This is a genomic window from Desulfobacterales bacterium (genome assembly GCA_021647905.1).
Lineage (GTDB): Bacteria > Desulfobacterota > Desulfobulbia > Desulfobulbales > BM004 > JAKITW01.
The window spans coordinates 1-12,110 of the sequence record JAKITW010000082.1 but is presented as its reverse complement, the minus strand read 5'-3'; the positions used below and the strand labels follow the sequence as shown (position 1 = coordinate 12,110).

The 12,110-nt window shown below is 57.2% G+C and carries 11 protein-coding genes; 8 read left to right on the top strand and 3 right to left on the bottom strand.

Translation table 11 applies throughout. The annotated features are described in order from the left end of the window. Positions 1-347 precede the first annotated feature (347 nt). The 3 genes from L3J03_10995 (at position 348) to nagZ (ending at position 3,285) form a co-directional block, all read left to right on the top strand. Complete coding sequence (locus L3J03_10995) at positions 348-1,325, top strand: HDOD domain-containing protein (GenBank protein MCF6291508.1); 978 nt, start codon at positions 348-350, stop codon at positions 1,323-1,325. 230 nt (positions 1,326-1,555) lie between these two features. Further along, the gene (gene queC, locus L3J03_10990; GenBank protein ID MCF6291507.1) at positions 1,556-2,281 is read left to right on the top strand and encodes a 7-cyano-7-deazaguanine synthase QueC; all 726 of its coding nucleotides are present in this window, start codon (positions 1,556-1,558) and stop codon (positions 2,279-2,281) included. Continuing rightward, complete coding sequence (gene nagZ / locus L3J03_10985; protein MCF6291506.1) at positions 2,278-3,285, top strand: beta-N-acetylhexosaminidase; 1,008 nt, start codon at positions 2,278-2,280, stop codon at positions 3,283-3,285. The genes queC and nagZ overlap by 4 nt, the downstream gene beginning before the upstream one ends. Before the next feature lie 237 nt (positions 3,286-3,522). On the opposite strand, the gene L3J03_10980 is transcribed toward nagZ, so the two are convergent. The 3 genes from L3J03_10980 to lepB all read right to left on the bottom strand — a co-directional run bounded on the left by L3J03_10980 (position 3,523) and on the right by lepB (position 6,894). Beyond that, a complete protein-coding gene (locus tag L3J03_10980) occupies positions 3,523-4,806 on the bottom strand; it encodes a dihydroorotase (GenBank protein MCF6291505.1) in 1,284 nt (427 codons plus the stop codon). Positions 4,807-4,818: 12 nt separating this feature from the next. Continuing rightward, complete coding sequence (locus tag L3J03_10975) at positions 4,819-5,751, bottom strand: aspartate carbamoyltransferase catalytic subunit (protein MCF6291504.1); 933 nt, start codon at positions 5,749-5,751, stop codon at positions 4,819-4,821. Between the two features lie 489 nt (positions 5,752-6,240). Next, positions 6,241-6,894: a signal peptidase I gene (gene lepB / locus L3J03_10970; GenBank protein MCF6291503.1), complete on the bottom strand. Its 654-nt coding sequence runs from the start codon at positions 6,892-6,894 to the stop codon at positions 6,241-6,243. A gap of 407 nt (positions 6,895-7,301) precedes the next feature. Between lepB and L3J03_10965 the strand changes: the two genes are divergently transcribed. The 5 genes from L3J03_10965 (at position 7,302) to L3J03_10945 (ending at position 11,816) form a co-directional block, all read left to right on the top strand. Beyond that, positions 7,302-8,396, top strand: a complete 1,095-nt coding sequence (locus L3J03_10965) for a pilus assembly protein PilM (GenBank protein ID MCF6291502.1) — start codon at positions 7,302-7,304, stop codon at positions 8,394-8,396. 8 nt (positions 8,397-8,404) lie between these two features. After that, a complete protein-coding gene (locus L3J03_10960) occupies positions 8,405-8,977 on the top strand; it encodes a PilN domain-containing protein (GenBank protein ID MCF6291501.1) in 573 nt (190 codons plus the stop codon). A 129-nt stretch (positions 8,978-9,106) separates the two neighbouring features. Continuing rightward, positions 9,107-9,718 (top strand): type 4a pilus biogenesis protein PilO, encoded by a 612-nt coding sequence (locus L3J03_10955; GenBank protein ID MCF6291500.1) that lies wholly within the window; start codon positions 9,107-9,109, stop codon positions 9,716-9,718. 2 nt (positions 9,719-9,720) lie between these two features. Next, positions 9,721-10,266 (top strand): hypothetical protein, encoded by a 546-nt coding sequence (locus tag L3J03_10950; protein ID MCF6291499.1) that lies wholly within the window; start codon positions 9,721-9,723, stop codon positions 10,264-10,266. After that, positions 10,263-11,816: a hypothetical protein gene (locus L3J03_10945; GenBank protein ID MCF6291498.1), complete on the top strand. Its 1,554-nt coding sequence runs from the start codon at positions 10,263-10,265 to the stop codon at positions 11,814-11,816. The genes L3J03_10950 and L3J03_10945 overlap by 4 nt, the downstream gene beginning before the upstream one ends. The last annotated feature ends 294 nt before the right edge of the window (positions 11,817-12,110 follow it).

Genomic DNA, 12,110 nt, shown 5'->3' with positions numbered 1-12,110 from the left:
AATCGCCGTTGCGGCGAAGCGAGTTCCTGCTTGATAGCCTGTTTATGAACAGCCGGCCCTTCTCAATGGAGCGGCCGTTGGTAGAAGAAGACCCCTTTCCCGACAGGAGGGGGTTTACTGAATGTTTGTCGGTCTCGCAACAACCCGCTCGACGGACGTGATTCGTCTTGTAACTTGTTGATTTTATTGGGTGGCATTTGAAGCCTTTCGGGTTGTTACGAGTTCATCAATGTTTACCAGATCAAGAAATCGCCGGAGCGCCATGTTCTCGTTCTTTAAGAGAAAATATCCCCCGGTTGAACCGCCGGTAAAAAAGGCGGTCAAGCCGAAAATTGTGACGGGTGTCAATGGCTTGTCGGACCGGGCTGGCCGGCCGGCGGGCCGCGGCCCTGTATGACAAAAGTTATCTCCTGGCCGCCCGGGCCCGCTACCTGACCAACTATCTCAAGGATCAGTGCATTGGCCGGCAGATGGATTATGAATCATCGGAACTGATCCAGGGAATCTTAGAAAAGATCCCCCGTCTGCCCATGTACCAGAGCCGGTTGCTGACCCAGTTGCTGGATGAAAAGGCCAGCACCGACCGGTTGATCGAAATGGCTGGCACTGATTCGTCACTGGTCAGCACGGTGTTGAAAACGATCAACTCCTACTACTATAATCTTCCATCGCCCATTGCCGATTTCCGGCATGCGGTGATTTTCCTCGGTTTCAACCAGATCTACCAGCTGGTCCAGAAAAACAGTATCCAGAAATCCATGCCGGATACCGAGGAATTCCGCGGCCTGCATGCCCATTCCAATCTCATCGCCCTGGTGAGCTATGAGATATCCCTGCTGAGCAAGCGGGGCAAACCCATGGTGGTCAGCATCACCGGACTGCTCCATGATATCGGCAAGAGTGTGATCTTGCTGCTGAAAGGCAACAACCCACGGCTAGCCGGCCTGCTCGACACCCTGAACCACGCCCGGCTCGGGGCGCTGCTTCTGCGGAAATGGGATATCCCGGCAACCATCCACCAGAGTATCGAGTTTCTCCGGGCTGCTGATTTCTCGCCGCTGGCCGATATTCCGGAAGATTTTCGAGACCCTGTGGCCATCCTTTACCTTGCCCATCTCTGCGGCGACTACCTGACCAGCGGCAGAATCTCTTATCATCCCGGCGAGTTCACCCTCGACTATGTAGAACATCTCGGTTTCAAGGAGCAGCCAGCGGATTTCGTGCTTAAACAGGTCCTGCCGGTTCTCAAGAACAAGCAACACACCTATCCGGAGGAGATACGGCAGATCCTGGCGCAGAGGTGCGGCCCCAGGGGATTAAAATAATCCAGCCCCTTCCCTTTTAATTATGATGAACTCGTAACAACCCGAAAGGCTTCAAATGCCACCCAATAAAATCAACAAGTTACAAGACGAATCACGTCCGTCGAGCGGGTTGTTGCGAGACCGACAATTATAATCTTGCCCTGTGCCCGGCCGGCCGCTAAAATGAAAGGCAAAAGGGCCTTGCCTGCATAGGCTGCGGACCATCCTTCCCATAATCAAACCCAGCGGTTATGACCCCAGACATTTCCCCTGATAAAGCGATCATCCTGTTAAGCGGCGGGCTTGATTCCACCACTGTGCTCGCCATTGCCCGGGCCCAAGGGTTTGCCTGTTACTGCTTGAGTTTCGACTATGGCCAGCGCCAGGTCATGGAACTTGAACAGGCCCGGGCAAATGCGGACCGGCTGGGTGCGCTGGAGCATCTTGTCCTCAGGATCGATCTCGGCAGGATCGGCGGCTCCGCCCTGACCACCGAGGTCTCGGTGCCCAAGGGGCGTGATTTCGGTGAAATGGAGAAATCCGTCCCGGTAACCTATGTGCCGGGGAGGAACACCATTTTTCTCTCCTATGCCATGGCCTGGGCCGAGGTCAAGGGCGCCGGCGATATCTTTATCGGGGTCAATGCCCTGGATTACAGCGGCTACCCGGACTGCCGGCCGGAATATCTCAGGGCCTTTGAGCGACTTGCCGGCCTGGCCACCAGGGCCGGCGCTGAAGAGCATAAAAAACTGAAGATCCAGGCCCCGCTGCTGCAGCTTTCCAAAAGGGAGATCATCGAGAAAGGGGTGGCCCTGGGGGTTGACTATAGGGGGACTCACAGCTGTTATGATCCGCTGCAAGTCCAGGGTGAGGTGCTGGCCTGCGGTGAATGCGACAGCTGCCGGTTGCGGCTCAAGGGTTTTGCCGAGGCCGGGCTGGTCGATCCGCTCCCCTACCGGGGCAAGGAGACCCCATGAAAAGCAGGCCGATGGAGTTGGGTCGTTTTTTCATGGCCGGACTTCCCGGTATCACGGTGGACGATTCCACCCGGCGCCTGATCCGCGAGTACCGGGTCAATAATTTCATCCTCTTTCGCCGTAATGTCCATGACCAGGGCCAACTGGCCGCCCTGACCGCGGAGCTGCGCCGGATTTGTCTCGACCAGGGCCTGGCCCCGCCCCTGATCGCAATTGATCAGGAGGGCGGTTCGGTCACCCGCCTGCCCCCGCCCTTTACCCAGTTCGCCGATGCCCGTGAGCTGGCCGAATCAGCATATCCCGAGGACTGTCTGGCGCAGTATGCCCGGACCTGCGCCCGGGAACTGCTGGGGGTTGGCATCAACATGAACCTGGCCCCGGTCCTTGATGTCAGTCCGGCGGGCCAGGGATTGTTCATGGAACATCGCTCCCTGGGCGGAGACCCGGAAAAGGTGGCCCGCCTGGGGGCCCTGGTGATCGCCGGTCTGCAAAAGGAAGGAGTGGCGGCCTGCGCTAAGCATTTTCCCGGGTTGGGGGCCGCGGTATTGGACCCGCACCGGCATCTGCCCGTGGTCGACCGCTCATTGGCCCGAATTCTGACCGAAGACCTCATCCCGTTCAAGGGTGCGATCAAGGCCGGAGTGGCGGCGATCATGACCTCGCATACCATCTATCCCCGGCTTGATCCGGAGACCCCGGCCACCCTGTCCGCCAAGGTATTGACCGAGCTGCTGCGCAAGGTTCTGGGCTACCAGGGGGTGATCGTTACCGATGACCTGGAAATGGGGGCCATTGAAAAGCATGGCCTGGTCGAGGAGGCGGCCGGCAGCGCCTTTGCGGCCGGGGCCGATCTTCTGCTCATCTGCCATGACCACGACAAGGTGGTCCGCTCATTGACTGCCCTGGCTGCCGCCGGTGCGGCCGGAACGGTAAGTCAAAAGCGACTGGCCGCCGGCGCCAGACGGTTACGGTCGGTTCAGGAACGATTCGCCATCCGGCGATAATATAGCGATGAGTAACGAGTGCTGAGTAACGAGCGATGAGTAACGAAAGGGGCAACGAGTAACGAGCAATGAGCAATGAGTTGAAGCGAGGGCGTGGTTACCGGAAGACAGAGGACAGTGGACGGAAAAAATATGGGGCAGTGATCGTGGGCTGGATATAATATTCCCTGCACCCTGCACCCTGCACCCTGCACCCTGCACCCTGCACCCTGCACCCTGCACCCTGCACTTTGTTCATCACATCGCGTTGAAGCTGATTCTGCCGTCCATAATGGTCAGTATTGCCCGGCCGGTGAGGGTCTGGTTGAGAAAGGGGGAGTTTTTGCTCCTGGAGACGACCTGGTCCTCGGAATAGAGAAATCGGGCCTCCGGATCAATGACCGTGACATCGGCGGCCATCCCTTGCGCCAGTGAGCCGCCGGCAACATTTAAGATCCGGGCCGGATTGACAGACATCAGCTCCACCATCCTCGCCGGGGCAAGATGTTTTTGGCGGACCAGGGCCAGGGCCAGGGGCACCGCGGTTTCCAGGCCGATGATTCCATTGGCCGCCCGCTCGAACTCCACCTCCTTTTCCAGGCAGCTATGCGGGGCATGATCAGTGGCAACGGCGTCAATGGCGCCGTCGGCCAGCCCTTCAATAATCGCGTCCCTGTCCATTGCGGTGCGCAGGGGCGGGTTCATCTTGGCGTTGGTGTTATAGTTGTCCACCGCCTCTTCGGTCAGGGTAAAGTAATGGGGCGTTGTTTCCGCGGTCACCCGGCATCCCCTGGCCTTGGCCCGCCGGACCAGACTCACCGACTCCCTGGTGCTGATATGGGCGATATGGATCGGCTGGCCGGTGAATTCCGCCAGGGCCAGGTCCCGGTAAATCATGACCTCCTCGGCCGGGCCGGGGATCCCGTCCAGCCCGAGTTTGGTGGAGAGGAAGCCCTCGTTCATCGAGCCGTTGCGGCTTAAAAACGGGTCTTCGGCATGGGAGATGACCAACAGTCCAAAGTTGCTGGCATATTCCATGGCCCGGCGCATCAGTTGGCTGTTGGTCACCGGCAGACCATCGTCGGACACCGCCACTGCCCCGGCCTCCTTCATCTCGCCGAACTCGGCCAGACTCTTGCCCCGGCTTCCCTTGCTGATCGCCCCGACCGGGTACACCCGGGCCGCGCCCGCCTCCAGGGCCTTTTCCAGGATAAACCTGGTAATGCTCTGGTTGTCGTTTACCGGCAAGGTGTTGGGCATGCAGGCCACTGCGGTGAATCCGCCGGCAGCCGCGGCCCTGGTGCCGCTGGCGATTGTCTCCTTATACTCATCGCCCGGCTCCCGCAGATGGACGTGCATGTCAATGAGCCCGGGAACGATCCACTTGCCGGTACAGTCGATGACCCGGATGTTGTTCCCGGATTGGGCGCCACGTGCCCCTATCCGTCCATCAATAATGCAAAGGTCACCGGTTGCGTCAATCCCGTTGGCCGGGTCGATTATTCTTCCGTTTTGAAGCAGCAAATCCGTATGGTCTGACATAACCGAAACACCTCAAACATTACCCATTACCAGGTAGAGCAGGGCCATCCGGACCGCAACCCCGTTGGTTACCTGGTCGAGAATAACTGACTGGGGACCGTCCGCCACATCCGGGGCCAGTTCCACCCCCCGGTTGATCGGGCCCGGATGCATGATCAGGGCATCGGGCTTGGCAGCGGCCAGCAGCTCGCGGTTGATTCCGAAAAAGGCGGCATACTCCCGGAAGGAGGGGATCAGGGCATCGTCCTGCCGCTCCTTCTGAATCCTGAGCGGCATGATCACATCGGCCCCGGTGATGGCCTCGCGCACCGAGCCGCAGACCCGGGCCCCCATTTTTTCGAGATCCCTGGGGATAAAGGTGGCCGGACCAGCCACCGAGACCCGGGCCCCCATCTTGGTGAAACCGATGATATTGGAATGGGCCACCCGGCTGTGGGCGATATCGCCGATTATTGCCAGGTTCAACCCCTTGATCGTTTTTCCGTGCTCCTTAACGGTCAGGAGATCGAGCAGACCCTGGCTGGGATGTTCATGCCGGCCGTCGCCGGCATTGATCACCGGGGTGTCCAGGTATTGGGAAAGCAGGTGCGGCGAGCCGGACAGGGAGTGCCGCATGATGATCGCATCCGGCTTCATCGCCTCAAGGTTGCGGGCCGTATCGACCAGGGACTCCCCCTTTTGGGCGCTGCTGGTGGCAACGGCAATATTAAAGGTGTCGGCGCTCATCCGTTTGGCCGCGATCTCAAAGGAAAGCCGGGTCCGGGTGCTTGGCTCGAAAAAGAGGCTGATAACCGTCTTGCCCCGCAGGGTGGGCACTTTCTTGATGGAGCGCGCCGAGATCTCCTTGAACGACTCCGCGGTTTGCAGGATATGGTTTATATCCTCGCCGGACAGATGCTCAAGGCCGAGAATGTGCTTATGCCTGAAGATGTATTTGGAAGCCATGGCAGTCACTTGAAAACAGTGAACAGTTGTTTGTTATCAGTAACTGGGTGAAAATCTGTAATACGCTGTTACTGACCAGCATGGCTGGACCATATTTTTTGGGCCGCAGCCACAACCAGCAATGAAAATCTCCCCGGACAGCGGGCTTTGTCCAGCACGACTTTCATATAACTAACCATTGTCGGTCTCGCAACAACCCGCTCGACGGACGTGATTCGTCTTGTAACTTGTTGATTTTATTGGGTGGCATTTGAAGCCTTTCGGGTTGTTACGAGTTCATCAACCGTAAGCGTTCACCAGCACCTCATCTTCGCCCATTCTGGCCTGCTCGAATAGCACCAGTATGCTTCGCAGTCCCGAATGAACGAATCTAAGCCACTGGTAAACGCTTACGGGCATGAGTTTACCGTAAATCCGTACCCCCGGTGAACGGTTACCATCAACCATTAACACATAACTATTAACAAGCGCGCCGCATGCGCGCAATAATCAATGCAGCAATTTGCCGATCCGGTTCCAGCGTACTGACAGGAGGTGGTCCCACTGCCAGGCGAAATGTTCCCTGTCCCATGACCAATATATCATAAAGGCCTTGCCCTTGACCGCCTTCAGCTTGACAAATTTCCAGAAACGGCTGTCATAGCTGTTGTCGCGGTTATCGCCCATGACGAACAGGGAGTCCCGGGGCACGAACACCGGCCCCATATTGTCCCGGGGTTGAACAGAGGCGGGCAGAACATCCGGGTCGAGATAGATGCTGTAGGGACTGTTAAAGGGCTGGCCGTTGATATAGACCTGCTTGTTGATTATCTCGATCTTGTCGCCCTCCACCCCGATTACCCGTTTGATATAATCCTGCTTGGGGTTGAGGGGATACTTGAACACGATGATATCGTTTCGCTCGGGCCTTTTGATCGGTATGAGTACATTGCCGGACAAGGGGTTCCTGATTCCGTAGATGAATTTGTTGACCAGGATATGGTCGCCGATCAAAAGGGTGTTCATCATCGAGCCGGAGGGGATTTTAAAGGCCTGGACAACAAAGGTCCGGATAAAAAGGGCCAGCAGCAGGGCGATTGCAATGGCTTCAATATATTCCCTGAGTACCGACTTTTGGGGGAGGTTTTCTTGTTGTGCCGGCAAGGCATGGACTCCTTGATTTCATGGTGTGGAAAGTAACTTGTCAGGAATGTGAACCTTAAGTAATCGAAAAGCTCGTAAAATACAAGATGGTTTGCTCCCGGCCGGGTGGAATTATTCCCGGACTTCAACCCTGGGAAGAAATGTCTTTCCGGGTTGACCGTTAAAATTATTTTCACTATAAAAACGGTCTGTTGTCGAATATTTATCTTGACAAGCCTCTTATATTGATGTCCATATAACCAGACTACCGGGTAAAAGGCTGGCAACCGGTTTTCGGCTTGGCGGCCGAGCGCGATCCTGCCCTTTACCATTTGTAGTAAATTCACAGGGTTCTATCCCTGTCCGATTCGGAGCGCTTCCGTCAGCGGCGTGCTTTTTTTAACCTGGAATTCAAGATCGTGGTGATCATGGTGGGTTTTCAACTGCCGAAATTAAAGATGCCGGAGTTCCATAAGGCCACAAAAAAGCAGAAGCATGCCATTGGTCTTGATATCGGCTCCCATGCGGTAAAGATATGCCAGGTTGAAGAGATCGACCAGGGGTTTCGGCTGCTCAGCCTGGGCAGCGCGGTGCTGCCGGTGGGCGCGGTGGAAGAGGGGATGCTCCAGGACCCTGAGGCCGTTGCCGCGGTGGTTTCCGCCCTGGTCGGCAATCTGAAGATCAAGGAAAAGCGGGTTGCGATCACCGTCTCCGGTTACTCTGTCATCGTCAAGCGGATAAATCTTGCCGTGATGAGCGAGGAGGAGCTTGAGGAGTATATCCAGTCCGAGGCCGGCCAGTATATTCCCTTTGATATCGACGACGTGTATCTTGATTTTCAGGATCTGCACACCAACACCGAAGGGCATGACCGCACCGATGTCATGCTGGTGGCGGCCAAGAAAGACGTGGTTGACGGCTATCTCGGCATGCTCAGGGCGGCCGGTCTGCGGCCGGTGATCGTCGATGTGGACGGGTTTGCCCTGGAAAACTCCTACCAGTCCAGCGTGGCTGCCGATGAAAACGTGGCCCTGGTCGATATCGGGGCAACCAAGATGAGTATCAACATCGTTGCCAGCGGGGTTTCGGTGCTTGCCCGGGACGTGGTGGTCGGCAGCCGCCCGTTGACCGAACAGATCCAGAACCGTTTCGGCCTGGATATCAACGAGGCCGAGGCCTTGAAAGTGGGGCTGGCGCCGGTCGGTGATAAACAGGCGGACCTGGAAAATATTTTTGTTTCCACCTGCACCCAATGGGCCTTTGAAATCAAGAAGGCCATTGACCTCTATTATTCCAACAACCCCGAGGCAAGCCTGAAAAGGGTTGTGTTGAGCGGCGGCGGTTCCAGGGTCCAGGGGCTGGCTGATTTCCTGACCGAAGAAACCGGAATTGCCACCGAGGTCTTCAATCCCTTTGCCAACGTGGAGTTTGATCCCGCAAGAATCGACCCGCAATATGTGAAGTATATCGGTCCTGAGATGGCGATTTCCAAAGGATTGGCGGTTCGGCCATCGGTACTCTAGAGATCCCCATGATTACGATAAACCTGTTACCAGTCAAACAGATCCAGCGGCGGTTGCAAGCCAGGAACCAGGTGTTTATTTTTGCCGGGTTCGTGGTGGGCCTGATGGTGCTGCTCGCCCTTGGGGGGCTGGGGTTGAATCAGAAAATCGCCGGGCTCAAGGACAGGACCGCGGCCCTGGAAGCTGAGCAGGACTCCTATCAGTCCATTCTGAACGAGATCGATAAACTGAAAAAGGACAAGGCTGCCCTGGAAAACAAACTGGCGGTGATCGCCAAGTTAAAAAAAGGGTCCCGGCTTACGGTGCGGATTCTGGATGAGATCGCCAACCTTACCCCGGCCAACAAGCTGTGGCTCACCTCGCTTTCCCAGGCCGACGGGCAGTTGCAACTTGCGGGAATAGCGCTGGACAACGCAAATATTGCCAGTTATATGGAGCTGTTGGACGGCTCTTATCTGTTTGCCGACCCGGAGTTGCAGGGTTCGTCCCTCTACATGCTGGGGGGGCAGAGGCTGAAATCCTTTTCCCTGACCTGCGATATTATTGAGCCGGATCAAGGGGAACCGGAGGGCGAAGGCTGATGTCTGTTAAGCAAGAAATACCCGGGCTTGATTCCGACGCGGGTGACGCCCTTTCAACAGGCGCTGTTCGCGCGGCATGGTGCCAGGCCCTGCAACCAACGATAAACAGCAATCGCGGCAAAAAAAGAGATGGATAAGGAAAAGCTGCAGGAGGCGTTCGATACCTTTCTGGACAGTAAAGTGGCAGCCCTGTCGCCCAAGGTCAGGCTGGGCATTTATGCGGCCGTCTTTGTCCTGCTGTCGGGTCTCTTTGTTTATCTTGTCTTCTTGCCGAAAAACGATGAAATCAAGGCCCTTGAAGAGCAGCGGGCCAACCTGGAGAACAAGTTGGCCGAGGTGAAGGCCACGGCCGCCAACCTGCCGCAACACAAGGCGGAAATGGCGGCGACCGAGGAGAAACTGCGCCTGGCCTCGGTGCTTTTACCCCAGCGAAAGGATATTCCCTCGCTGTTGACCAATATTTCCAGCCTGGGCACCAACGCCGGCCTGGAGTTTTTGAGCTTCACCCCCAGGGCTGAAAGGCCGATGGACTTTTACATGGAGGTCCCGGTGGCCATCCAGGTGCGGGGCCCCTATCATAATGTGGGCAGTTTCCTCTTCCAGGTGAGCAAGCTGGACCGGATCGTTTCCGCGTCCGATCTGAGGATGTCCGGCCCGACCATGGAAAACAGAGAGATAATTCTCAATACCTCATTGAATCTGGTCACCTACCGATTCAAAGAAGCTGACACGGTGGAGTAACAATGGGGCTGACAGACAAGGGGGCATGGACGGGATGGCGCTGCTGGTTGTACGGCGCGGTGTTGTTGGCCGGGCTGTGCCTTGTCCGGCCGGCCGTCTGGGCCGAAGAGGCCGGGCCGGCCGGGGTTGCTCCGGACGACAGTGACAGCAGCAAGGCCGCGGCCCTGTTCGGTGATGACGATGATGGTTTCGTCTATGTCCGGAAGGGCCGCCACGACCCGTTCATGCCCATGGAACAGATCATTGTCGACCAGGGCGGACCGGGAAGCGGGGAAATACTGACCGGGATGCGGCGGTTTGAACCGGGCCAACTGCGCCTGGTGGCCATTGTTCTGCGGGAAGATAAGCGCTATGTGGCAATGGTGGAGGATTCCACCGGCAAGGGCTATCTTCTCCAGCCGGGAACAAAGATCGGCCGGGCCGGCGTTGTTGAGAAAATCGCACCCAACCTGGTGGTTGTCAAGCAGACCTTGTATACCTTGGCTGGTGATCTGCGGTATAATGAAGTGGAGATGGTCATGAAAACACAGGGGGAAGATGAGGAATGACCCTTAAGCTGAACGTGCGGACGATATTCTTTCTGGTGGTGATGACCCTGCTGATAATGGCTGGAACAAGGGTTGCCGTTGCTGTCGAAACCGCGGCCGACGCCTACCGGATTACCGGGGTAACCGCGGTGGAGGCCGACGGTGGGCTGATCTTGCGGATACAGGGTTCGGCGCCGCCAACCTATACGGTATACGAACTGTTTGATCCGCTCAGAACGGTGATTGATATCGCTGATGCATCGTTTGCCGAATCCGTGCTTCTGCCGATGATCCTGCCGTCCAGCGTGGTATCCGCGGTTCATGGAGAGGTTATCGACGACAGGTCGCCCCCCCTGGCCAGGTTGGAGCTTTTTCTTACTGCGGAAGAAAAATATGCAGTGGAGCGGCAGGGAAACGATATTGTGATCACCTTCCCGCAACCGGTATCTTCCGGTCCGGCCGCAGGGCCGGCCTCTCCCGGGGAAGCGATCGTTGCCGACCTGACCAAACAGGAGCAAACGGTCCGCCGGCAGGCCGATGGGGCCGATGGGGCCGATGTCGGCGATAAGGACGCTTTTGCCTATTCCGGCTACAACAAGATGGGGATCTCGGTTGACTTCTACAAAATCGATCTCCATAATGTCTTCCGGTTGTTCGGTGAGATCAGCGGCATGAACATCGTGGTTGACGAAGGAGTGGGCGGCACCCTGACCCTGGCCCTTAACAACGTGCCCTGGGATTTTGTCCTGGACGTGATCTTGAACCTGAAGGACCTGCAAAAGCTGGAGCGTTACGGCACCATTGTCATTGCCCCCAAGGACAAGAAGTTTGACTGGCCGACCCGGCCGGCGGACAACCTTACCGTGCGGCAGCAGTTGACCGTGACTCCCGGGGAAGGGGCCCCGGCGGCAACCGGGGCCAGCCAGTCGGTTCTGGTGCAGAAGCGGGCGGAGATGCCTGCCGAGGTCCTTGCGGCGAACAAGCTGGAGCGGGAAGGGCGGGCCCTGGAAAAGGCGGGTGATCTTGACGGGGCCCTGGTCCGGTACGAAAAGGCCCTGGCCCAATGGCCCGCCAATGGCAGACTGGCCGGCCGGCTCGCCACTCTCTATCTGGTCCACAAGGGAATGAACGCCAAGGCGGTACACTATGCCAAGATGGCGCTGCAGGCGGATGCTGATGACCGCGATGGTGCCCTGATAGCCGCCATCGGCCTGGCTAACATGAAGAAGATCGCGCCGGCCAAGGAGTACTTCGACCTGGCGGTCCGGGAGCCGGGCCCGGACGGGACGCCGCCTGCCAGCGAGGCCCTGTTCAGCTATGCGGTGTTCAGTGAAGAGAACGGCAATAATGTGGGGGCATTGCTGCTTCTTGCCCGACACGAGGAGTTGTATGGCGATACCCTTGAAACCATGATCGCCAAGGCCAGAATTTATGACAAGGAAGGGAACAGCGACAAGGCGGTGGCGGAATATCGTTCTATTTTGCTCTCCGGCTTTGAGTTGCCGCCTGACCTGCTTCGTTATATCAACGGCCGGGTGACCCTGGAGCAGGCAGGCCAGCAGATCCGGTAAGTAAGCTTTCGGTAACCCCCGTACGTTTGAGGTTGGACCGGGAAAGGGGTTTTCTTATACCGAACGGTATAGCGGACCCTGAGCCGCGGCCGTGACGGCAAAAGCGGAATTTGAAACAACTTCGGCAGGATATGCTTATGGCTTCCGAATCGCCGTTGCGGCGAAGCGAGTTCCTGCTTGATAGCCTGTTTATGAACAGCCGGCCCTTCTCAATGGAGCGGCCGTTGGTAGAAGAAAACCCCTTTCCCGACAGGAGGGGTTTACTGAATGTTTACTCCGGTAATAGGAACTTAC